Source organism: Bilifractor sp. LCP21S3_A7 (genome assembly GCF_052118825.1).
Classification (GTDB): domain Bacteria; phylum Bacillota; class Clostridia; order Lachnospirales; family Lachnospiraceae; genus Bilifractor.
Genome location: NZ_JBQKGL010000001.1, coordinates 268454 through 291734, shown reverse-complemented (window position 1 = coordinate 291734; position 23281 = coordinate 268454). Strand labels below are relative to the sequence as shown.

The window sequence follows — 23281 nt, the reverse complement described above, 5'->3', positions numbered from 1 at the left end:
CTTTGCGCTCCCGAAGGCGGGGCGCCACAAACTTTATAAATTTCCGCGTCACTTCGCTGCCCTCACAGCTGCCACGCAATCACCGGGAATGTGGAAATGCGAAAAGACGAAAAGAACAAAAACAACTGAAAGAACAGAAACAACAGGAACAACACCAGGCCATGCGGGATTTGCCCGCGCCACAATATGTCTGTCTGGAGAAGAATGGAGGACAAAATGGATTATAAGTCATCTGGAGTAGATATCGAAGCCGGATACAAATCAGTGGAGCTGATGAAAAAGTATGTAAAGGAAACGGTGCGTCCTGAAATGCTCGGAGGACTGGGCGGCTTTTCCGGTGCGTTTTCAGCGGATGCGTTCAAGAACATGGAGCATCCCACGCTGGTTTCCGGAACTGACGGCGTTGGGACAAAGCTGAAGATTGCATTTCTGATGAACAAGCATGATACCGTTGGAATCGACTGCGTTGCCATGTGCGTGAACGATATTGCCTGTGCGGGCGGCGAGCCGCTGTTTTTCCTGGATTATATTGCGTGCGGAAAGAACTATCCGGAAAAGATCGCGGAGATCGTAAAGGGAGTCGCGGACGGCTGTCTGCAGTCCGAGGCAGCGCTGATCGGCGGCGAGACCGCTGAGATGCCGGGCTTTTATCCCACAGACGAATATGATCTTGCGGGATTTGCCGTAGGTGTAGTGGATCAGAAGGATATGATCACCGGAGCGGATCTCCGTGACGGAGATGTACTGATCGGTCTCGCGTCCTCCGGCGTGCACAGCAACGGATTTTCACTTGTCCGGAAGGTGTTCGATATGACTCCGGAATCACTGGACACCTACTACGACGAACTGGGCGGAAGACTGGGCGATGTTCTTCTTGCGCCGACAAAGATCTATGTGAAGGCACTCAAGAGCATTAAAAAGGCCGGCGTCAGAATTCAGGGCTGCAGTCATATCACCGGCGGCGGTTTTTACGAGAATGTTCCCCGTATGCTCCGCGACGGCGTGTACGCAGAAATTGAGAAGAACTCCTATCCGGTGCTCCCGATCTTCAAACTGATGCAGAAAAAAGGCGATATCGACGAGCATGTGATGTACAACACCTACAACATGGGAATCGGCATGGTGCTGGCGGTTCGTCCGGAGGATGTGGACGCAACCATGAAGGCAATTCGTGATGCCGGCGAATATTCCTATCAGATCGGACATATCAGAGCAGGTGAGAAGGGCGTAAAGCTGATCTGATGTAGTGTATAAGTCCAGCCGCAATGTTATTTTCCCATATGGAGCTTGCTCAGCAGAGGTGAAGAAGATTAGCGGCGACAACAGGTATGATCATGATGGAGTGCGAGAAAACGTGAGAATGCTCATGCCTGTCAGTGGAACGAAAGCTGCGAAGCAGCGAAGTGAAGAGGGTACTTATAGGTATTGTGGCGCTGTTTATATTAATGATATTATTGCTGTCTTCGAAACCGTGTTCGGTCATTGATGGACGCTATACGGGTAATCGTACGGACTGCGATTTCGAAGAACAATAAGGGCAGGAGGGAAAAATAATGCTGAGAATCGCAGTGCTGGTTTCCGGCGGCGGAACAAATCTGCAGGCCATTTTGGATGCAATTGACAGCGGGACAATTACAAATGCCGAGGTTGTCGGAGTGATCAGCAATAATCCGAAGGCTTATGCCCTGGAGCGGGCGAAGAAAAAGGGAATCGAGGCCGCGGTGGTAAGACCTGCGGATTTCGCAAGCCGGGCGGAATTTGAGGACGCATATCTGGAGAAGACACAGTCCTATCATCCGGATCTGGTGGTTCTGGCCGGCTGTATGGTTGTAATCCCGAAGAAGATGGTGGAAGCCTTTCCAAATCGCATGATCAATATCCATCCGGCACTGATCCCTGCTTTCTGCGGGACCGGTTATTACGGCCTGCATGTGCATGAGAAGGTGCTGGAGCGTGGCGTCAGAGTGACCGGAGCGACGGTTCACTTCGTAGACGCCGGGACGGATACGGGGCCGATCATTCTTCAGAAGGCAGTCTATGTACAGAATGGAGACACGCCGGAGATCCTTCAGCGGCGCGTAATGGAACAGGCGGAATGGAAGATCATGCCGGAGGCGATTAACCTGATCGCAAATGGAAGGGTATCCGTAAGAGACGGAAAAGTGCAGATCCGGGATTATACCTTTGGTGAGATCTGAGCGATCACACAGGGACAGAGAAGTTCTGATAAACAGCAGATGATCTGCGCGGAGGATGCTGTTGGTGCACAGGCATTCTGACAGGAAACGACAGCGCGGGTATTGATTTGAGTGCAGACAGGTGATCCGGTATGGGATAGGGCGTATGCGGCTTGTATACAGACCGGCTGCCTGCAGGATAAAAAGAAAGCGAGGAACGCGACATGGGAATGAAAGTACTGGTAGTCGGAGGCGGCGGACGAGAGCATGCAATCGTATGGAAGGTTGCGCAGAGCCCGAAGGTTGAAAAGATATACTGTGCGCCGGGCAATGCCGGAATCGCAGAATTGGCGGAATGCGTTCCGATTGGGGCGATGGAATTCGATAAGCTGACAGCCTTCGCCAGGGAAAAGAAAATCGACCTGACGATCGTCGGAATGGACGATCCGCTGGTAGGCGGAATTGTCGATGCGTTTGAGGCGGAAGGACTGCGTGTCTTCGGACCGAGAAAAAATGCGGCGATCCTCGAGGGCTCCAAGGCATTCTCAAAGAATCTGATGAAGAAATACAATATCCCTACGGCCTCCTATGAGACATTTACATCTCCGAAGGATGCGATTGCCTATCTCGAGAAAAATCAGAAGTACCCGATTGTTCTGAAGGCGGACGGCCTCGCGCTGGGCAAGGGCGTGCTGATCTGTAACAACCTTCAGGAGGCGAAGGACGGTGTGAAGGAGCTGATGGTCGATAAAAAATTCGGCCACGCAGGCGATGAACTGGTTATTGAAGAGTTCATGACCGGCCGTGAGGTATCGGTTCTGTCCTATGTAGACGGAAATATCGTGAAGATAATGGCATCCGCTCAGGACCATAAGAGAGCCAAGGACGGGGATCAGGGCCTGAATACCGGAGGAATGGGCAACTTCTCACCGACGCCGTTTTACACAAAGGATGTGGACGATTTCTGCCAGAAATACATCTTCCAGCCCACCGTGGATGCGATGAAGGCCGAGGGACGCCCATTTAAGGGCATTATCTTCTTTGGCCTGATGCTTACGGACGACGGCCCGAAGGTGCTTGAGTACAATGCCCGGTTCGGGGATCCGGAGGCACAGGTCGTGCTTCCAAGAATGAAAAATGACATTATCGATGTCATCGAGGCATGCATTGATGGTACACTCGATCAGATCGATCTGCAGTTCAGGGATGACGCCTGTGTGACCGTCGTGCTTGCCAGCGACGGATACCCGGTCTCCTATGAAAAGGGATTCCCGATTCACGGACTTGAGAACTTCAAGAACAAGCCCGGATATTATGTCTTTCATGCCGGAACGAAATTCAATGACAAGGGTGAGATTGTGACAAACGGCGGACGTGTGCTCAACGTCACGGCACTCGGTAAGGATCTGAAGGAAGCAAGAGCAAACGCCTACAAGGCCGTGGACTGGATTGACTTCCAGAATAAGTATTACCGTCATGATATCGGTCACGCAATCGATGAGTTCAAAGGCTGAGGAGACGACAGCATCTTCACAATCCCCTTTGCGGCCGCCTCGTCCAATCAATGCGTTCAGAGGCTGAACAGACAGCGGCACTGCAGAATGGCAGATTGGCAGATTAGAGCAGAGCTGTTGTGGAAAACATTATAAAAATATTGCGCGGAAGCTCACACGGCAGTATGGTGTGGGCTTCCGCACTTTTTACGCGACAGTGAGCCGCAGCCGAATGCGAAGTATTCGTGTGCGGCGAGCGTCGCGATAGCGAGATAAAACTCGCGCAGCGTGTTTTATCTCGTGGGCGCCTTGTTTGTGAGAGCAGGTAAATTACTAAGTGTGCAGAATACTCTGACAAATATATTTTAATAAAAATATTTACAAAAAACGGTTGACAAATCTCAATTAGTTCTGTATTATAGACTCAAGAAAAGAGATAACCAATAAGGAATAAAAGTTACCGATTTTCTTTCGAATATATTTACTTCAGGAGGATGGTCCGATGGGAAAGTGAAAGCCGGATAATCAGAGAACGGGAAAGCAGTTGAATGTTATGCGAGCTCAATAGGATTTAACTGATAAAGCTAAAAAAATACTCACAGAAAAATCAAATCGCAGGAGTGCGATGAGCGAAGAACGAGATCTGAGAAGTCGGAAGGCGAAGAAACATTTGATCCGGAAGATCTGCCAGAAAAGTGAATATGGTGTAATGAATAGAAAGTGAGGTTATACAGTGAAACTTCAGGATATTCATTAAGAGGGCTGCTTGATTTGAATGAGACGATCAGGCAGCCCTTTCCCATTGGGTTCGGCATTTCATAAATGTTTCATAACTGTGCATAAAAGCCATAAATGTTTTTTCAAAAAAGCCATAAATGTTTTTTCAAAAAAGTGTTGACAATTGAAACAATATCAGGTTATAATAGCAAAGCGAGTTGAGGAAAGAAACAAAGCAAATGGGATCTTAGCTCAGCTGGGAGAGCATCTGCCTTACAAGCAGAGGGTCACAGGTTCGAGCCCTGTAGGTCCCATATCTTTACTCATATCGCAGTAATTTAATATGGCGAGATAGCTCAGTTGGCTAGAGCATGCGGTTCATACCCGCAGTGTCGAGAGTTCGAGTCTCCCTCTCGCTACGTATAATTGGGAAGTCAGGTTTTTGCCTGACTTCCTTTTTTCCGTATTACACGTTCTATTTCAACACGTTCTGCTTTTACACTTGGCTGTTGCAGCTTGTTAATGCTTTGTTAATTGAATCTCCCGGCAGGAGGGGAGTGGAAAGGCGGTGACCGGATACAAATGGCTGCGGTAAATTATCTGATTATAAATTTGAGCTGTCTTATATGTGCTGCTATTCTTTTGTTCCATACAGGAGATGACCTGGCAGGAGTGCTTGAGATTCATCTGTTCAGACTCCTTCTGTCTGTTTTCTGTATCTTCATGATCGATGACAGTTTGTGGGAAATCGGTGCCAGTCACATGATTTATATGCCATGGCATGCGCGCAGTGTGCTGAACGCGGTCGGGCTTGCGTGTCAGCCGGTGATGTGTTTTATCTGGTATTTATTTTCGGAGGTACGGATGAAGCACCAGCTGTTTGGCAGAAAATGGTTCCTGCCCGTCACAGCAGCACCGATGCTTATCTCTGTGATACTGATTTTCAGTTCCCTGCAGACGGGCCTGATCTTCTACAGCGATGCTGTATCCGAATATCACGGACCGTTGTATGACCTGGTCATGGTATTTGATTTTATCTACCTGCTGCTGGTGACAATACATGCGGTCATCAAATCCATACGTGCAAAGTCCAGATCGATAAAGAAGGGATATTTCACGATGATTACATTCGTTCTGTTCCCTTTTGCCGCGGGCATTCTGGACAGCATTGTGCCGGACACACCGTCAATGGCACCGAGTATCCTCTCAGCGCTGCTGTTGTTCTTTGTCAATGTACAGGAGATGCAGATTTATTCCGATGCGCTGACGGGCCTGAACAACCGCAGACGTTCCGATCAGATTCTTGAGGAATATATCGAGAAGGCAGATGCAGCCAATGGCTTCTATCTTTTTATGATTGATGTGAACCGGTTCAAGCTGATCAATGATAAGTACGGACACCTGGAAGGTGACCGCGCACTCCAGACCATAGCATCATCTCTGACACAGGTCTCGGGAAAATATCCGGTATTCCTGTCCCGTTGGGGCGGCGATGAATTTTTGATCATTGGTATGCAGAGTGCGCTGGAGCCGGTCAGCAGCTTTGTGGAATTGCTGCATCAGCAGGTAGAGGAGGATGCAGACAGATTCCACCTTCCATATCGTCTTTCGATCAGCGTCGGATACTCGCTGTGTATATCTTCTTCAATGCAGCCAAAAGAGCTGACTGCCGCGGCGGACCGCATGCTTTACGAAGACAAGCGCCTCGCGCACCAGAAGGAGTGAACGGAATCAAATCCCGGTCCGCGACAGCAGGACAACCGTCTCGACAGTTGTTTTGGTTTCCAAGGGAAGTTCTTTTACTTCCTCACCACCAACAGGCACAGGAAAATTGAATACGATCTTCTTTATCCAGCTTCCGTCTTTCCTTTTCTCCGGAAACATCTCAATTCGCTCGATAAAGGCCTTCATAAACTCCTTCTGCTCCGCTTCCGTTGCGGAATGGTAGACTTCATCAAATGCCAACAACAAGCGATAGATATTGTCACCGGAAATCTTCTCCTGCTGGATGCTGCGGATCTGACTTTGCAATTCGCCAATCTGAACTTCAATTTCTTCTATCGTATCATACTGCTCATCATAGCGGCGCTGCAAATCCAAAATTTTTCTGTCATAGTGGGCATCGTTGATGTCCAAGGTATCCATTTGACGCTCCAAGCGGCTTTTCGTGCCAAAGGATTGCTTTAGCCGCCCTTGTAGGACAGCAATCTGCCGTTCCATATCTTCTGTATCAACTGCTGTTCCGATTTTCGCCTGAATCGCTTCTACAAACCGTGGATTATTGACCGTAGCGGAGATAACCTTCGCCAAAAATTTGTTGATTTTCGTCTGCTCGATATTCAGACGGAAGCTGCACTCATGCCCGGTAGGTGTAACCGTATTTTTGCAGTAGTAATAATACCGGGTTTTCTTGTCCTTGCTGTGCGCCTTGGCGATATTGCCGTACATACTCTTTCCGCAGCATGGGCATTTCAAGATACCGGACAGGATGTGTGCGTGGTCTGGATTGTTAACCTTTTCCCGCTTAAAGGAATTGATCTTGCGCTTTTCCTGTGCCAGATACCAATCCTCTTCGGAAATGATAGCTTCGTGTTGTCCTTCATAAACCGGGAATTCCGACTGCTCAACCACGTGCATCTCGTTCCGTAAACTTAAAGTTGTTGGCAACAAGCCGCTGTAAGCCTTCAAATACCCACAGGAAGATACCCTCGGCTTCAGCTTTCATCTTCTCTGCAAGGTCAGGATCATCGGCTCTGTCCATGGGCTTTTTTTGGTGGTCAGCACAAGGTGTCTGCGGTAAAAACCGTCGCTGCGGTCATACAGAGCTCGCAGATCGCCGTTGCTGAATGCAAGCAGCCGAGCAAACATCCAGCCCTGATAACTCTGCTTGCCCTTGCGTTCCAAGTCCATTTTGCCCTGTGCAGTCACGATGGATTTTACATAGTTGGTCTGGCGCAGAGCTTCCATCCGCATATCATCATCCACGCACAGCAGGATGTGTTCCAGATCAGCACGGGCGAAGCGGTTTTCGGAAATTTTTCCGATGTTGCCGTCTTTCATATTTGTGCCGAATATAGCGGACAGCACCGCACCGATTTGGGATTTGCCCTCGCCGCCGTTGCCCTTAATCACCATCATGCGCTGACCTTTGTTGGATGGAATCAGTCAGTAGCCGATAAACTCCTGCAAGGTGGGAATGTCCTCCGCATGGAGCAGTCCATTCAAAAAGTTCAGCCAGATCATGGGCGCAGGAGCATCGGGATTGTAGACAACAGGCAGACGGCTTCGCACGATAGCCGGTCTGCCCTCGGTAAATGTGCCGTTCAATAGCAGCGTACCGTTGGACACATGAATCCGATCCTGTTCCGGCGGAAAGTCAGGCACTTGTGCTTCCAGTTTCAGCACTTCCAGAATGTTGGTGATCTTTCGGGGAATGTTGTTCACGGCACAGAAATTCAGTTTGCCGTAAATCTCCCCACGCAGTGGGAGATCGTCCGTCACTCGACCATCGGGCATGAAAAAAGCTCCGTTTGCGAAGATGATTCTGCGCTCATGCAGAAATTCTTCACAAAACAGAGCTTCGTTGATGTTCTGCCCATCAAACCAGACAGGCAAATTCATATCAAGCGTTTTCCGGTTCTTCGCCATGGTGTGCCACCTCCTTTTTCTTTCGTGTGATGTACTCTTGCAGAAAAGTAATTTTTCCCTCCTTCATCAGCTCGTCCACCAATGCCACCCGCTCTTCCAGAGCACCCACGGTCAGCACATCTGCCATAAATTCAATGCGGCAGTGCATTTGGCAGGCTTCCACAAAGCGGTCATCCAGAGCATCTTCCGGTGTCTTGGGTGCGTATCGTACTTTCCAATCTTCCAGCAGATGCAGATAATCCGTCAGCACCCGGAAACACAGCATTTCATCCTCCCGGAACTGGCGGATATAAGGACGCTTTGGCTTGACCATAGCTGCGGCAATGGGCGGTTTCGGGTCAAGTCCGAAGCCAGCTTTTGCGCTGCTTCATAGTTACTCAGGTTGAATAGTCTTGCCACAAGGTCGATCACATCTCCCTTTGATCCACAGCCAAAGCAAAAGAAATAGTCCTCATTCAGCTTCAAGCTCGGATGCCTGTCGTTGTGGAACGGACAGCAAGCTATACCGTTGCGGTTTGCTTTCAGCCCGTAGTGTTCGGTGGCTTGCTTCACGTTGATCGCCGCCTTGATGGTTTCATAAATTGTCATAGAAAAATCTCCGTTCATAATAGTCTGGAAAGCACGAAGCACCCGCCGTGATTGGCAGGTGCTTCGCTCTTTCTACTATGGTTATGACGGATTTTTCAAAAAACAGGCTAATAGCAGGACAATCCCATATCAAAAAACAGGACAACGCTTCGGAGGATGTAGATTTCTTCACATTTGCATAGTACAATTAGAAAAATAAAAAAACAGGACAGGAGGGCAAGCATGAATCAAGAACTGATGACATTGGATTTTTGGCAGGATACGGTCATATATGAGGACAGAACATTACCTATCGGCACTCTTGCCTGTGATGCGCTGAATGTTTCGGCAGATACTCTTGCCCAGATGAACGAGCAATGCCAGAAAATCAATCTGCTGCTCGGGATGCTGAATGCCGGACAGGATGCTTCTGCACTCTGTCCTATTGCAAAGGAATCTACTCTGGCGATGTTGGATATTCTCAGCGAAACCCCGCCGTTCTCCTATATGGATATACCAAAGCACCGGGAACGGATAGAAAGGGTCTTTACTGCCGACAATGCTCTGAAATATGTGGAGTTCGCCATAAAAGCCGTAACCAATTCTTTACCGTTCGAAGAAGTTCCGAAATATGCTGATGCGGTGATGCTCCAACGTTATACTGCTGTGTTCGGGCATCTGGCATACTCCCTTGGGGAATACCAAACGGCCATGCTTGATTTTGCAGAAAAATCAGACGGCAACGAAGCTGATCGCACCGCAGAGGGATTTGCCAGAATGTTCGGCAATTATTTCCCGCCGGAGTTTTCCATCACGGAGGGCAATGCCTGGATGTCTACCCTGAACAATTCCGTTCAGTATGTATCCGTCATCCGTCCCGGCGAGGATGTAGCAAAGCTGGTCAAGCGGATGCACTATTTATCCTTTGTGGGGATGTTCCGGTCTGATCTCTTTGAGGGCTTGTGTGTGGGTCATGCACCGAAGAAATGCAAAATCTGCGGCAAGTGGTTTCTGACTACCAATGCAAGGCACACCAAATACTGTGGTGGGTTTGCACCGGGCGACAAGCTGCGCCGCACCTGTCGGCAGATCGGTAATCTGAAAGGCAGAGAACAGAGAGAGCTTGCGGACGATCATCCGCTGAAACAGATTTATGAGAAGCGACTGAATACCATAAACCGCTATGTGAAGCGTGGCACTCTGGACGCTGATCTTGCAGAGGTTATGAAGAAACTGGCGAAAGACAAGATGCTCCGGGCGCTGAGCAATGTTGCCTATGCCAAGGGAGATTACGAAAAGGAAATGGGACAGGCTGCTTTGAAGAAAGAAGCAAAATTACGGACGAAATGAGGAATATGTAATGGCACAGAAATATGATTTAACTGATATTGGGAATGTGCTTAGCCGGGTTATGGACAATCCTATGACCAAAATAATCCGTTCTGGCTCTATTGGTGTGTTGGGCGTAGTAAACCCAGTTGCGGGAATTGTAAGCGGAATAGGAAATGATCTTCTATCTGAATACAATACCTTCAAATTCGGCCATCTACTGAACGGTCTTGCATCTGGCTTTAGTCTCGAAAGAAGATTGAATGAGCTTTACAACTATGTAAACTCCAGCCCGGAAAAGGCTATTATCGTAGCCAATCTGTTCAAACAAACTGTAAATGCAGAATGCCCAAAGGTTTGCGTTATTTATGGTCTAATTCTTGCAAACCATTTAGAAGCACTTACAGAATTCACGCACGAAGAATTGATTGTCTGTAAAGCTTTGGAAAATGCTACGGATTACGATCTGAAGAATTTCAAAGAAATAATGGAGAACTATCTTAAGCCAACATCAAATGGAAGAAGAATTGTATTTCCAAAAGACTTTGCAGATATTGCTGCTTTCACCACCACATGCGATTGGTGTGTATATAATAGAATCTTTGTTTCTCGCACAGCAGAGTGGGGTGAAATGGAAGAAGGCGTTTTGGATATGAGCACGTACTATTACGAGGCAAATCCTGCATCTGTTCTTCTGGATAATATAAATGCTGCAAGACAAACCTGGAATTATGGTTAATTATTCCCGCTGATTACTTAGAAGGGAGGTGCGCTATGCTGAATGATTTTACATGGAATATGACCGGATACATACCAAAACACCGGGTAAACCTGCACGGTGACGGTATCCCTCCTTATGTGGCAGAGCGCATCTTCCAACTTGAACCGAAGCCGCCGCAGGTAGACAGCCTGAACGAATATATCCTGTCTGCCTTGCAGGAAAAGAATTTGCTTTATTTTTCGTTCTTCCTACACCACTACGAGCTGCAGCTCAATAAGCGTATCAAATCCTTTCTCGGCATGGATGGCGGCGATCTGTACGACACAGACCGATTTCTGGATATTAAGCTCTCCTGTCGGGAGCAAATGCTCCAAAAGCTGATGGACTATGATCCTGCCAAGGGTGCGGAGTATGCTACCTACATTTTCCCATTCATCCGGGATGCTATGCTCCGTTTTCGCATGGGCGAAGAAAAATGGTCGGTGTCCTCTCTGACCAATTACAAAATGGTGCGTTCAATGGCTTGGCTGTGCCAGAACACCAAGGATGCGGTCAGTGAATTTGCAAAGAAATACAACTGCGACCTTGCCCTTGCGGAAGAATACCTGAAAGTAGTCCGTGGCATCCGCAATCAGCAGCCGTTCTACGTCACGGATGAGAACGGGGAGGAAACAGGCGAAGATGTTGCCCTTGATGATACTTGGAACTATACCGACATCCTCTGGAACGGCATACAAGCAGAAAAGGTGCAGCGGGCATTTGAGAAACTGAATTACCGGGAACAGACCTTGCTTGAAAAGCGTCTTGCGGTCTACATGGCCTGTGGGCGTGTCAGCTCATGGAAAGACCGCGCCACTTTTGAAGAACTGGCGGTTAAGTTTGAGGGCAGCACTGCCAGCGGTGCAGAGAGAGCCTACCGCAGAGCAGTGGATAAGCTGGCGGAACTGTTGGTTGCCGAAGGTGCGCTCCATGCTGTCTGGTTGAAACAGGTGTCCAGAACTAAGCGAAAAAAGAAAATCGTCGCCGCAATCTACGAATACCAAGCAGACTGCGACGGCGAATTGGGTGAGATTTCTTTGAATTTTGAGGACAGCACAGCAGAAATAGTTCGTCTTGCCGACTGGGATACAGTGAAAACAAACAAATTTGCAATCAGAGCAATAGCCTATCTTCTGAACTGTGAGAACGAAAAATTGCCCAAGGAAATGATGGTGGCATTTGAATAATGAGGGAGTGAGATACATGGAACAATTATTGATAATTGAAGATGATATCGGTTTGAATCAAGGCTTATGCAAAGCGCTGAAAGCAGATGACCGTCAGATTATATCCTGCCATGATCTAAAAGCGGCAAGAGAACAATTGCTTTGCGGGAGTGTATCCCTGATCCTGCTGGATATCAATCTGCCGGATGGCAGTGGGCTTGAGCTGCTTCGGGAGGTCAAGGAAAACCTGCCCGGAGTTCTTGTTATTCTGCTGACTGCCAATGACACCGATCTGGATATTGTAGACGGACTGGAGCGGGGCGCTGATGATTACATTACCAAACCCTTTTCTCTTTCGGTTTTGCGGGCAAGGGTGAATACCCAACTGCGAAAGCAAGCGTTAAATCATAAAAATGCGCCGTTCCATATGGATCTATTTCACTTTGACTTTGAGGCTATGACTTTTTATGTGGGAGATTCAAAAGTGGAATTGAGTAAAACAGAACAAAAATTACTGCGTCTGCTTGTTGAAAATCGTGGTCGAACCATGACCCGTGGAGACCTTGTCGACCGGATCTGGACAGATGGCGCAGAATATGTGGATGAAAATGCTTTGTCTGTTACGATCAAGCGTCTGAGGGATAAGCTTGGTGCACAGAAATACATTAAAACTGTCTATGGAATCGGTTATAGCTGGGTGATAAAAGATGAATAAAACCGGCATTGTGATCATACTGCTATGTTTTCTGGCGGCGATAGCTGCTGTATTATGGGAGCGGAGGAAGGTCAGAAAAACGATGGAAGATATCGAAAAGATGCTGGACGCTGCCATGATCGGCTCCTTTTCTGAAACCAATTTTGATGAAAGCCAGCTGTCTGCATTGGAAACGAAGTTTGCGCACTATCTTTCCGCAGCAGAAGCATCTTCTCAAAATATAGCGCAGGAAAAAGACAAAATCAAAACCTTGATTGCGGACATTTCCCACCAGACGAAAACGCCGATTGCAAATCTGCTGTTATACAGCGAACTTTTGATGGAGGAAACTCTGCCTGCGTCGGCGAAGGCAAATGTGGAGGCGCTGTACAAACAATCGGAAAAGCTGCGATTTCTGACCGATTCTCTCGTAAAGCTTTCCAGACTGGAAAACGGGATCATTTCACTCTCCCCTCAGCAAGCAGCGCTGCAGCCTCTGCTTGAAAGTGTGGTAGAACAATATACTGCCAAGGCTTCTGAAAAAGGATTGTCTTTGCAAATGCAGGATACAGATGCTTTTGCTGTATTCGACTTCAAATGGACAGCGGAAGCGCTGGCTAATATCGTAGACAACGCCATCAAATATACAGAGCATGGCACCATTACTATTTCTGCTGTAAGCTATGAAATGTTTGCAAGGATCGATATATCGGATACCGGTTCAGGCATCCCGGAAAATGAGCAAGCGAAGATATTTGCTCGCTTTTACCGCTCAAATAGTGTGCAGAAACAAGAAGGGGTCGGCATCGGCTTATACCTTGCCCGACAGATCATATCCGGCGAGGGCGGTTATATCAAGGTTGCTTCCGTTCCGGGAAAAGGAAGTACGTTTTCCATATTTCTGCCGAAATAACAACAATTCTATCAAAACTGTTAGATTTCATTTTCCGCCGGAAAGAATGTGGAAAGAATCCTATGCGATAATCTGTATGTATCAAAGGATCATTTCTTTTCATACATACAGATTTTTTCATGGAGGTACTCATTTATGGAAGTTTTACAGGCAAAAGACCTGAAAAAGATTTATGGCTCCGGCAATAACGCAGTTCATGCGTTGGATGGCGTTGATTTAAGTGTAAAGAAGGGCGAATTTGTTGCAATTGTCGGCACATCCGGCTCCGGCAAATCCACGCTGCTGCACATGCTGGGCGGGCTGGATCGCCCTACAAGTGGCACGGTCATGGTGGACGGACAGGATATTTTCTCCCTGAAGGAGGAAGCACTGACCATCTTCCGCCGCAGGAAAATCGGCTTTGTGTTCCAAGCATATAATCTTGTTCCGGTGCTGAATGTGTATGAAAATATTGTTCTACCCATTGAGCTGGACGGTGGCAAGGTCAATAAGGATTTCGTACAGCAAATTGTACAGACACTTGGGCTGGATGATCGTCTGGATGCGCTGCCCAATCAGCTCTCAGGCGGTCAACAGCAGCGAGTAGCCATTGCCCGTGCGCTGGCGGCAGCACCCGCTATCATTCTGGCAGATGAACCCACCGGCAATCTGGATTCCAAAACCAGCCAGGATGTATTGAGCCTTTTGAAAGTCACCAGTCAAAAGTTCGCCCAGACAATCGTAATGATCACTCACAACGAAGAAATTGCGCAGATGGCAGACCGCATTATCCGTATCGAAGATGGTCGGATCGTCTCCCAGAACTAACGGGAGGTGGCTACGATGAATGTCAAAAACAGAAAATGTATTCGAAAGCTCAGCTTAAAATCTCTTTATGCGAACCGTCGCCGCAATCTGATCGCTATTTTTGCCATTGCGCTGACAACGCTGCTATTTACTTCCATGTTCACCATTGTCTTGTCGTTGAACGCCAGTTATGAAACCTACCAGTTTCGGCAGGTAGGCGGCTATGCGCATGGCACCTTTAAGGATGTTTCCCCCGAGCAGGCGGAACGCATCGCTGCCCACCCAAAGGTGAAGGCTACGGGGGCACGGAAGGTAATCGGTATCACTGCGGAGGGGGTCTTTGCCAAAATACCGGCAGAGATCAGCTACATGGATGCCAACTGCACTAAATGGAGCTATGCAACCCCTACTACCGGACGGATGCCCGAAAGCGGCAAAGAGGTAGCCATGGATACGGCAGCGTTGCAGCTGCTTGGCGTAACGCCGGAGCTGGGCGCCGAGGTCACGGTTTCCTATTCCATTACGGACAAGGATCAAACCGCCTTTACTGTAACAGATACCTTTACGCTGGTGGGCTATTGGGACTATGATGAACTAATGCCTGTTCATTACATCAACATCAGCCGTGATTACGCAGATGACATCGAAGCGCAGGCAGTGAAAACAGGTTTACAGCCTTTCCGCACCGATTTGAATGTCATGCTGGCCTCCGGCACAAACATTCAAGGGCAGATGGAGCAGGTGGATACCGATCTTGGTTACACATGGGACAGCTATACCGATCCCAACAGCGTCCGAATCGGCGTCAATTGGGGATATACCTCATCCCAGCTGGAGTCACAGCTCGATCCAGAGCTGATGGTCGCCATAGCAGCTTTTTTGCTGCTGGTGATTTTCACGGGGTATCTTATCATCTATAACATTTTTCAGATCTCTGTTGTAGGGGATATCCGGTTTTACGGACTTCTGAAAACCATTGGCACAACGCCCCGGCAGCTCAAACGCATCATTCGCCTGCAGGCACTTCTGCTTTGTCTGATCGGTATTCCGGCGGGGCTGCTGCTGGGCTACGGCATTGGCGCTGTTTTGGTTCCTGTTGTCTTGCGCTCCACCCGGTTGGATGCAGGCATCACCACCATCAGCACATCGCCTGTGATCTTCCTTGGTTCTATGCTGTTCGCCTTGTTGACGGTGCTCTTGTCCTGTTCCAAGCCCGGAAAAATAGCAGCTAAGGTCTCTCCGGTGGAGGCTACCAAATATACGGATGTGATGCAGACCAAGAAAAAACGGCGCAACACCCGGGGAGCGAAGCTCCATCAGATGGCCTTTGCCAATCTGGGACGAAACAAAAAAAAGACGGTGCTGGTGGTGGTGTCTCTGGCACTGTCGGTGACGCTGTTCAATGCGCTGTGTGCCTTTGTGGGCGGCTTCAGCATGGAGAAGTATGTATCCTTCATGACCTGCGCCGATTTTATCGTCAGCACGCCCGACTATTTCCGTTACAACCCGGCAGATGAATTAATCACGCCGGAACAGATCGAAGAGATCGCAGCAAACACAAGGGCCAGTCTTTCCGGCACGGGATATGCTGTGCGAAAACCCGCATATCTGTGGATGACGGAGGATGCTCTGCGGCAGGACTATGCAAAGTACGAAAGCGCCGAGCAGTTGGACAGCCATATGAGCCGTCTGGAGCACCGGGGCAATATGGTGATGGGAGATACCAGAATCGAGGCTCTGGATAACAGCCTGTTTGACAAGCTGCAAGTGTTCGACGGAGATATTTCTCCTATGCTGGAGCCGGACAATAACGCCATTGCCATTGCGGTTTCTTTGGATGATTACGGCAATCTGCCCAATCCTGAATACTACCCCAAGGTGGGAGACACGATTACCGCTACCTATGCGGATGATGTGAAATATATCGACAGCCGCACCGGGGAACTCTGCACCGAAGATACACCGGAGGAGTACTTTCAGGCAAAATTGTATGGAGCCAGAGATGTAGAGTACACGGTCTGCGCCTTGGTAGAACTTCCGAATTCCATGAGTTATCGTTATGGTGGTATTGGATATGACGTAGTTTTGTCTGTGGACACCGCACAGAGGGACAGCGGTGGTGCAGCCATTCCGATGCTCTACCTGTTCGACACAGCGGACGAAGTTGACGAGGCCGAAGCAGAGCAATATCTATCGAAGCTCACTGCCGGTGAGTTTTCGCCCTTGATGTATGAAAGCAAGGTCACGGCTCGCTCTGAATTTGCTCAGTTCCGGCAGATGTTCCTTCTGATAGGTGGTATCCTCTGTGCTATCATTGGGCTGGTGGGACTCTTAAATTTCTTCAACGCCATGATGACCGGTATTCTTTCCCGCCGCCGTGAATTTGCTGTGCTTCAGGCTGTAGGAATGACAAACCGGCAGCTCAAAACCATGCTGATCTACGAGGGGTTGTTTTACGCAATGTCTTCTGTAGCGGCGGCCTTTATTCTGTCGCTGGCGGTGGGACCTCTTGCGGGAAAAATGCTGGGCAGTATGTTCTGGTTCTTTGAGTATCGATTCACCATTCTGCCTGTCCTGCTGACAATTCCGGTATTTCTTCTGCTGGGGTGGCTGATTCCTTGCATGATGTATGACAACGCAGCGAAATGCAGTGTTGTAGAGCAATTAAGGGATGCTCAATAACTGTTAAGCAAAAAACGGCCCTCTGCCAATGAAAAGGCAGAGGGCTGCGTTTTAATCTAAGGGTTTACATTCAGTTACAGTTTTTAGATAAATTTCGGGGTTTCCGTTCAATATCAAGTCTGCATATCCAATCGGATCATTGTAGATCAGATAGTCCAATTCTGACCGCTGATACATATTGTCAGCAACCTCATTCTCCACGGCTATTGTATCAATAGCAATCATACTGCCATCTAAGAATTTCAGTTCCACACAGGCATTATCCATGTTGAACTCACAAGAAATCAACCTATCCATAAGAAACCTCCACTTTGCTGGATGCTAGATCATCCCAAAATATTTGAATGCTTCTCGGATTGCTTTCTCTTTTTCCGGTGGACACTGGGGCTGTCTGGAATCCTCGGACTTCGGCAGATTATAGTTCTTACCAACCCCAATCCCACATATCCTCTTAATCTGTGAGATATAAAGATTGGATACCTTTAACCCGCTATGCTCCAACACATACGCCTTGATCTGGGGATAGGTTGCGCCATCCTGAAACTCCGACATATCCGTATCTTCCAAAGAGAACGCAACCCGGATATTCTTCTAGTCGATCTCGCCCTTGGAAAGCAGGACAACCGTCTCCACGTGCACGGTCGCGGGGAACAGGTCAACACAGGCAATTCGCTCCAGCCGGTAGCCATGCGTCAGAAAGACCGGGAGATCTCTGGCAAGGCTCGTGGGTTTGCAGGAAATGTAGATAATCTTGTTGACGCCGTAGGCGATGATTTTGGGCAGGGCTTTTGGGTGAATCCCCTCGCGGGGCGGATCGAGAATGATGGAGTCGGGCTTGTCCGGAATTTCGTCGAGAACCTTCAGAACATCGCCGGCGAGAAAATGGCAGTTGTCGAGATGATTCAATCGGGCATTTTCCCGGGCTGCCTCCACGGCCTCCTCTACGATCTCCACACCAACGACCTTTTTCGCCACCGGAGCGATGATCTGCGCGATGGTTCCGGTACCGCTGTAGAGGTCGAAGACAGTGTGATTCCCGACATCTCCCAGAAATTCTCTGGCGGTGCTGTAAAGGACCTCCGCGCCTCTGGAGTTTGTCTGGAAAAAGGAAAAAGGAGTGATGCGGAACCGGAGACCGAGAAGCTCCTCGTAGAAATAGTCTCTTCCGTAGAGCAGATCGGTGCGATCGTTACGGATGATATCCGCGACGGAGTCGTTTACGGTATGCAGAACGCCGGTTAGCGTTCCCTCCAGGTCAAGGTTTCTCAGCTTCGCGCACAGTTCCTGAAGAGCTTCCTGCTCCGGATGCTGAGAGCTTGTGACAAGATCGACCAGTATCTCACCGGTTATGGATGCGCGTCTCACCAGAAGATGACGCAGATATCCTTCGTGGGAGATCTTATGGAAATACGGCCAGTGGTGCGCCCGGCAGAATTCAAGTACGCAGGAGAGAATGCGGTTGAAATCTTCGTGCACGATCTGGCAGTGATCAGCCGTCAGAATATCGTAGGTGCTGTTCTTCCTGTGAAGACCAAGGGTCAGTTCGCCGTCTTTTTCCATGTCTCCGAAGGCATATTCCATCTTGTTGCGGTAACCTTTTTCTGCGGGACTCGGTTTGACACCCTCGAATACATAGTCCGGGGAGCCGTCACTCCGGATCTGCCCGCCCTCGGCCAGCGCTCTGCTGATCAGAGACTTGATTTCGCCTTCCTTCAGCGCAAGCTGTTCCGCATAAGGAAGTGTGCGGTAGGTGCAGCCGCCGCAGCGCGGAAACAGACTGCATCCGGGGTCGGCTGTCTCGAGAACGGATGGCTGAAGAACCTCCAGAAGCTGTCCTTCTAAGCGTCCGGCCTTCTTCTTGTTGATGCGGAAACGTACGGTCTGACCGGGGATGGTGTTCTTGACAATTACCTCACTATCTTCCCCGGCGACAAGGACGTGCCCTCTGTTCGGGAAGGAAATATGGTCGACAGTGCCCTCGTAGATCTCACCTTTTTTCATAAATAAAATCCTTTCGGTTGTAATAACGGATGAATATGGTAAAAACGGATAAATAATAACGTGGATTAATGATAACGGCTTATGAACGGATAAAAAAATAACTTCTCCTCAAAAAAGCCCCGGCACATCATGTGTCGGAGCTTTGCATAATTTACGCGAACAGTGCGCCGCAGCCGCCGAATGCGAAGTATTCGTGTGCAGCGAGCGTCGCGATAGCGAGATAAAACTCGCGCAGCGTGTTTTATCTCGCTTTATCGCCCGGTTGCTTATGATTGAATACCGGCTGTCACGCCGGAACAAAATCGCAGTTAAGCGCATTTGCCTGTCGCTTATGATTGAATACCGGTTCTTCGGCCGGATATCCGCAGGTCTGAGGCGATCCATTCAGCGGATGCTGTCAGTCTTCGCCGGATTCATCGGAACTCTTTCCGGAGGATTTCTCTTCTTCGTCTTTGTCGTTCTCATCAAAATAGCTGTCAAAATCATCGTCAAAGTCTTCGTCATCGAAATCTTCCAGATAATCCGGTGTGAAGTAGCGGTATACTGCGTATGCAATTCCGCAGACCGCAGCGGTTGCGGCGACGGCTATCGCAATAATTCTGAGCAGAGAACCCTTCTTCATCGTTGTGCTGTTCTTCTTTGCCTGAATGGCATCGATAATTGCCTTGATTGATTCCTTATCCATGATCGGTCACTCCATTTCGCTAGAATTTAATACTGCAGCGGTGTCCCCTCATTCTGCGCTTTAAGATTAACTCTCAATTAACGCTATTATATCATAAGTGCGTGCGAAAAGACAAGGAATCAACAGGGAAATACTTGCCGGAGAGACCGGTATTTTGTAGAAAACGTATAATTTTTACATAAACATAATTCGGAGTTTAGGTAAAAATATTGGAATTCTATCTGGTGTTGCGGTACAATGAGATATAAATTTTTTCTCGTTGCAGTACAATGGGGGTATGAATCATATTCTGTTGAGATGCAGCGAGATAGAACATTTCTTTTGAATGGAGGCTTATTATGAGTACACCTTTTGTTTGGGCACACAGAGGGGCAAGCGGATATGCTCCGGAGAATACGCTGGAGGCATTCCGACTGGCTGCAGAGATGGGCGCCGATGGCGTGGAACTGGATGTTCAGCTGACCCGTGACAATCAGATTGTCGTATGCCATGACGAAAAGATTGACCGTACCTCTGACGGAGCAGGATGGGTGAAGGATTATACGCTGGAAGAATTGAAAAAGATGAATTTCGACAACGGCAACAAGGCGTATGAGGGAGCCCGTATTCCCACGATGCAGGAGGTTTTTGACGCGCTCCGGGATACCGGTCTTGTGATTAATATCGAGCTGAAGACCGGAATCATTTTTTATAAGGACATTGAAAATGCCATCGTCAAAATGACGCAGGAAAATCACTATGAGGACAGGGTCATTTATTCCTCCTTCAATCATTATTCCGTCATGAAGATCAAGGAACTGGATCCGAATGCCAGGACCGGATTCCTGTATGCGGACGGAACACTCGACATGCCTTCCTACGCAAAAAATCACGGAGTGGACGCACTTCATCCGGCGCTCTATAATCTTCAGTTCCCGGGATTCATGGAGGAGTGCAGGGAGAAGGACATCGATGTAAATGTCTGGACGGTAAACGATGAGAAGTACATGAAGATGTGCCAGGATGCCGGCGTGAATGCGGTCATTACAAATTATCCGAAGAAGGCGCTGGAGTTGTTCAGGAGGAAATAATCATGGAATTCCTCGGTGAAGATGATTACAGACAGGCAATGGACGGGCCCTGCCGCCGATGGCGGGAGGAGTGCGTGAAGGAGGATTATTTTATCTCCTCCGATGGGACAAGGATCCATTACTATTATGCGATACCGGAAAATGCAGCGGCTGTAGTGGTGATGTTTCACGGCTTCTGTGAGTTTTACGGCAAGTATCATGAGATGTCCTGGTATTTTTACAGGCACGGGTTCGGGTTCTATTTTCCGGAGATGCGTGGACATGGACTGTCCGGTGGAAAACTGAAGGAGAAGGATCTGGTCCATATTGATAATTATGATACGTATGTCTCAGATATGAAGGGATTCTATGATCAGGTCGTTTCGGCGGACAGCCATCAAAGGCTCCTGTTTGCCCATTCTATGGGAGGGGCGATCGCGTCTCTGTATCTGGAGAATTATCCGGAAGACTTCAGTGGGGCTGTGCTTTCAAGCCCGATGCTGAAGCTGAAGACAAAGGGTTATTCTGAGGCGCAGATACGGGCGATGCGGTTTCTGGTGACGCTGTTCCATATGAAGAAAAAGCTTTCGGCGGGACAGAGCCGTTTCGACGGGGTCAATATTTTTGAACAGTCCAGCTGTCAGTCGCGTTCCCGTTATGATTACATGTTTGAGATGCGGTGCGCGAATGATAACTACCAGACCTACGGAGCTACGTTCGGCTGGTCAATTGCCAGTCTGGACGCGACATCGAGACTGATACGTGACGCGCAGAAGATCCGGACACCGCTCGCTGTCTTCATGGCGGGACAGGATCATCTGGTTGATCCTGAGGGATACCGTGATCTCTTCCGGGCACTTCCGCAGACGCACCGCTATGAGTTTCCGACATCGCGGCATGAGATCTTCAATGCAGCGACGGATGTGCGTAAGGACTACTACGAGAAGCTGTTCCAGGAGCTTGACTCCATGAGAAAGGAGTGACACATGCAGTCAGGAAAGCACAGTACAGGATTATCGTCCCAGTTCATGTACGGGGCGGGTGAGTTTTTCAACGGAGGAGCCTTCGTCATCATTAATGCGTTCTTCTCTGTCTTTCTGATCAAGGCGATCGGGATGCCGGCGGCGCTCGCCGGAACGGTTCCCCTGATCGGACATTTCTGGGACGCGGTCACAGACCCGGTCATGGGAAATATCGCGGACCGGACCAGTGCGAAGATGGGCGCCAAGCGTTTCTATATGCTGATCGGTTCCTTTGCGACGGCGCTGACCTTTGCCACGCTGTGGGTACCGTTCCGCACAGACAGACCGGTCACGATGTTCATTTTCTATGTGATTATGTACTGCCTGTTCTCAACCGGATCGACGATCCTGATGGTTCCTTATAACGGGCTTCTGCCGGACATGGTGGATGATTACGACACCAGATCACGTTTCTCCAATGTCCGTATGATCTGGTCCACGCTTGGAGCAATGGTCTGCGGAGTGGTTCCGACGCTTCTGATTACAGATACGACAAAGACAACCATGTATCTTCGCTGCGGCGTTCTCTTCGGACTTCTGTTCCTGGTGACCTGCCTGATCACGGTTGGGGGAACCTGGGAGAATTATCACGCGCCGGTTCGCTCTAAAATGATCAGCAGCTTCGATCATGCGGCAAGCGCATTCCGCAGCCGGTCATTCCGCCTTTTTATTGGAATCTACCTGACGGGGCAGTGCGGCATGGATTTTGTATCCGGAATGGCGGTATACTATGTGGATGACGTTATTAACGGCTATCAGAATCACTATGTCACCTATCTGATGGCGGCTCTGATTGTAGCGCAGCTGATCGGCATGCTGATCTGGGGCCCGGTGATGGCGAAGACCTCCAAGCGTACAACGATCCTGATAGGTGCTCCGATACGTGTCGCCTGCACACTGCTTCTGATACCGTTCTCCTATGAGGGCGCCAGCATTTATCCGATTCTCGCGCTTGCGGTCGGAATCGGAATCGGCAATGCGGCTACGCTTACAAGTATCTTTGCTATCATGGCGGATATGCCTGATGTAGACGAGCTGATCACTTCAATTCACCGCCCCGGCGTGGTATCCGGGATGTCAACCTTTGCCAGAAAGATTTCCTCGGGGCTCTCTGCATGGCTGATCGGTATTCTGCTCACCGCTGTCGGCTACAGTGAGAAGCTGGCAAACGAAGGGGCGAGGCAGTCCGCGTTCACACAGAAGGGAATCGCGGCGATTTTTGTACTCATGCCGGTTATTCTCTGCGTGCTCCTCTTTGTATTCGGGTATCTTTTCCCGATGACAGAAAAGGAATTCAATATTGTCAAGAAGGAGATCCGCCGACGCAGAGGAGAGGACAGCTCAAAGGCGACACCGGAGGAGATCCGCGTATGTGAGAAGGTGACGGGAATGTCTTTCGACAGGCTCTGGAATATCCAGAACCAGTGGGTCGGAAACAGAACCCACGGAAAGGAAGAAAACTGAGAAGACGGAGGTGATGACGGGTCACCAGCGTGAAAGCTCAGACATTCTGCGGTCAAGATATTCCGTGGTCAGATATTCTGTGGTTAGATATTCCGTGGTCAGATATTCTGCGGTCAGAGGTTGTGCAC

At 49.0% G+C, this 23281-nt stretch carries 23 protein-coding genes and 2 tRNA genes; 16 read left to right on the top strand and 9 right to left on the bottom strand.

Annotated elements, in window-relative coordinates; translation table 11 throughout:
* Nucleotides 1-216: 216 nt before the first annotated feature.
* The 6 genes from purM (at nucleotide 217) to ACTQ1O_RS01280 (ending at nucleotide 6112) form a co-directional block, all read left to right on the top strand.
* Nucleotides 217-1242 (top strand): phosphoribosylformylglycinamidine cyclo-ligase, encoded by a 1026-nt coding sequence (gene purM / locus ACTQ1O_RS01305; RefSeq protein ID WP_441485774.1) that lies wholly within the window; start codon nucleotides 217-219, stop codon nucleotides 1240-1242.
* A 311-nt stretch (nucleotides 1243-1553) separates the two neighbouring features.
* A complete protein-coding gene (gene purN / locus ACTQ1O_RS01300) occupies nucleotides 1554-2198 on the top strand; it encodes a phosphoribosylglycinamide formyltransferase (RefSeq protein WP_441100662.1) in 645 nt (214 codons plus the stop codon).
* A gap of 209 nt (nucleotides 2199-2407) precedes the next feature.
* The gene (gene purD, locus ACTQ1O_RS01295; protein WP_441485857.1) at nucleotides 2408-3691 is read left to right on the top strand and encodes a phosphoribosylamine--glycine ligase; all 1284 of its coding nucleotides are present in this window, start codon (nucleotides 2408-2410) and stop codon (nucleotides 3689-3691) included.
* Between the two features lie 937 nt (nucleotides 3692-4628).
* A tRNA-Val gene (locus tag ACTQ1O_RS01290) sits at nucleotides 4629-4701 on the top strand.
* Nucleotides 4702-4732: 31 nt separating this feature from the next.
* Nucleotides 4733-4806, top strand: a tRNA-Met gene (locus tag ACTQ1O_RS01285).
* Between the two features lie 253 nt (nucleotides 4807-5059).
* Nucleotides 5060-6112 carry a diguanylate cyclase domain-containing protein gene (locus ACTQ1O_RS01280; RefSeq protein WP_441485773.1) on the top strand — a complete coding sequence of 351 codons (1053 nt, stop codon included), beginning with the start codon at nucleotides 5060-5062 and terminating at the stop codon, nucleotides 6110-6112.
* 6 nt (nucleotides 6113-6118) lie between these two features.
* Here ACTQ1O_RS01280 and ACTQ1O_RS01275 read toward each other — a convergent pair whose 3' ends face one another.
* The 5 genes from ACTQ1O_RS01275 to ACTQ1O_RS01255 are packed head-to-tail and all read right to left on the bottom strand — an operon-like array spanning nucleotide 6119 to nucleotide 8623.
* Entirely contained in the window at nucleotides 6119-7075 is a 957-nt protein-coding gene (locus ACTQ1O_RS01275; RefSeq protein WP_441485772.1) for a recombinase zinc beta ribbon domain-containing protein, read from the bottom strand.
* Between the two features lie 33 nt (nucleotides 7076-7108).
* Nucleotides 7109-7525, bottom strand: a complete 417-nt coding sequence (locus tag ACTQ1O_RS01270; protein ID WP_441485771.1) for a DUF5906 domain-containing protein — start codon at nucleotides 7523-7525, stop codon at nucleotides 7109-7111.
* A gap of 27 nt (nucleotides 7526-7552) precedes the next feature.
* Nucleotides 7553-8035, bottom strand: a complete 483-nt coding sequence (locus ACTQ1O_RS01265; protein WP_441485770.1) for a hypothetical protein — start codon at nucleotides 8033-8035, stop codon at nucleotides 7553-7555.
* Entirely contained in the window at nucleotides 8010-8300 is a 291-nt protein-coding gene (locus ACTQ1O_RS01260) for a hypothetical protein (RefSeq protein ID WP_441485769.1), read from the bottom strand. The genes ACTQ1O_RS01265 and ACTQ1O_RS01260 overlap by 26 nt, the downstream gene beginning before the upstream one ends.
* Entirely contained in the window at nucleotides 8279-8623 is a 345-nt protein-coding gene (locus ACTQ1O_RS01255) for a CHC2 zinc finger domain-containing protein (protein ID WP_441485768.1), read from the bottom strand. The genes ACTQ1O_RS01260 and ACTQ1O_RS01255 overlap by 22 nt, the downstream gene beginning before the upstream one ends.
* Nucleotides 8624-8845: 222 nt before the next feature.
* On the opposite strand from ACTQ1O_RS01255, the gene ACTQ1O_RS01250 reads away from it, so the two are divergent.
* The 7 genes from ACTQ1O_RS01250 to ACTQ1O_RS01220 all read left to right on the top strand — a co-directional run bounded on the left by ACTQ1O_RS01250 (nucleotide 8846) and on the right by ACTQ1O_RS01220 (nucleotide 16932).
* On the top strand, nucleotides 8846-9952 hold the full coding sequence (locus ACTQ1O_RS01250; RefSeq protein WP_441485767.1) for a DUF6076 domain-containing protein: 1107 nt from the start codon (nucleotides 8846-8848) through the stop codon (nucleotides 9950-9952).
* Nucleotides 9953-9962: 10 nt separating this feature from the next.
* A complete protein-coding gene (locus ACTQ1O_RS01245; protein ID WP_441485766.1) occupies nucleotides 9963-10670 on the top strand; it encodes a hypothetical protein in 708 nt (235 codons plus the stop codon).
* A gap of 35 nt (nucleotides 10671-10705) precedes the next feature.
* Nucleotides 10706-11878, top strand: coding sequence for a hypothetical protein (locus ACTQ1O_RS01240; RefSeq protein ID WP_441485765.1), 1173 nt, complete (start codon nucleotides 10706-10708; stop codon nucleotides 11876-11878).
* A 16-nt stretch (nucleotides 11879-11894) separates the two neighbouring features.
* On the top strand, nucleotides 11895-12572 hold the full coding sequence (locus ACTQ1O_RS01235) for a response regulator transcription factor (RefSeq protein ID WP_441485764.1): 678 nt from the start codon (nucleotides 11895-11897) through the stop codon (nucleotides 12570-12572).
* A gap of 82 nt (nucleotides 12573-12654) precedes the next feature.
* The gene (locus ACTQ1O_RS01230) at nucleotides 12655-13464 is read left to right on the top strand and encodes a sensor histidine kinase (RefSeq protein ID WP_441485763.1); all 810 of its coding nucleotides are present in this window, start codon (nucleotides 12655-12657) and stop codon (nucleotides 13462-13464) included.
* A 135-nt stretch (nucleotides 13465-13599) separates the two neighbouring features.
* Nucleotides 13600-14271 carry an ABC transporter ATP-binding protein gene (locus ACTQ1O_RS01225; protein ID WP_040648329.1) on the top strand — a complete coding sequence of 224 codons (672 nt, stop codon included), beginning with the start codon at nucleotides 13600-13602 and terminating at the stop codon, nucleotides 14269-14271.
* 15 nt (nucleotides 14272-14286) lie between these two features.
* A complete protein-coding gene (locus ACTQ1O_RS01220; RefSeq protein ID WP_441485762.1) occupies nucleotides 14287-16932 on the top strand; it encodes an ABC transporter permease in 2646 nt (881 codons plus the stop codon).
* A 51-nt stretch (nucleotides 16933-16983) separates the two neighbouring features.
* On the opposite strand, the gene ACTQ1O_RS01215 is transcribed toward ACTQ1O_RS01220, so the two are convergent.
* The 4 genes from ACTQ1O_RS01215 to ACTQ1O_RS01200 form a co-directional block, all read right to left on the bottom strand.
* Nucleotides 16984-17229: a DUF6061 family protein gene (locus ACTQ1O_RS01215; RefSeq protein ID WP_055199743.1), complete on the bottom strand. Its 246-nt coding sequence runs from the start codon at nucleotides 17227-17229 to the stop codon at nucleotides 16984-16986.
* 24 nt (nucleotides 17230-17253) lie between these two features.
* Nucleotides 17254-17484 carry a 23S rRNA methyltransferase gene (locus ACTQ1O_RS01210; RefSeq protein ID WP_441485761.1) on the bottom strand — a complete coding sequence of 77 codons (231 nt, stop codon included), beginning with the start codon at nucleotides 17482-17484 and terminating at the stop codon, nucleotides 17254-17256.
* 39 nt (nucleotides 17485-17523) lie between these two features.
* On the bottom strand, nucleotides 17524-18933 hold the full coding sequence (gene rlmD / locus ACTQ1O_RS01205; protein ID WP_441485760.1) for a 23S rRNA (uracil(1939)-C(5))-methyltransferase RlmD: 1410 nt from the start codon (nucleotides 18931-18933) through the stop codon (nucleotides 17524-17526).
* A 397-nt stretch (nucleotides 18934-19330) separates the two neighbouring features.
* Complete coding sequence (locus tag ACTQ1O_RS01200) at nucleotides 19331-19618, bottom strand: hypothetical protein (RefSeq protein WP_441100659.1); 288 nt, start codon at nucleotides 19616-19618, stop codon at nucleotides 19331-19333.
* Nucleotides 19619-19956: 338 nt separating this feature from the next.
* Between ACTQ1O_RS01200 and ACTQ1O_RS01195 the strand changes: the two genes are divergently transcribed.
* Genes ACTQ1O_RS01195 through ACTQ1O_RS01185 form a run of 3 tightly spaced genes read left to right on the top strand, consistent with a single transcriptional unit; the run spans nucleotide 19957 to nucleotide 23153 of the window.
* Nucleotides 19957-20688, top strand: a complete 732-nt coding sequence (locus tag ACTQ1O_RS01195; RefSeq protein WP_441100658.1) for a glycerophosphodiester phosphodiesterase — start codon at nucleotides 19957-19959, stop codon at nucleotides 20686-20688.
* Nucleotides 20689-20690: 2 nt separating this feature from the next.
* Nucleotides 20691-21650 (top strand): alpha/beta fold hydrolase, encoded by a 960-nt coding sequence (locus tag ACTQ1O_RS01190; protein ID WP_441485759.1) that lies wholly within the window; start codon nucleotides 20691-20693, stop codon nucleotides 21648-21650.
* Nucleotides 21651-21653: 3 nt separating this feature from the next.
* Complete coding sequence (locus ACTQ1O_RS01185) at nucleotides 21654-23153, top strand: MFS transporter (protein ID WP_441485758.1); 1500 nt, start codon at nucleotides 21654-21656, stop codon at nucleotides 23151-23153.
* Nucleotides 23154-23281: the final 128 nt, after the last annotated feature.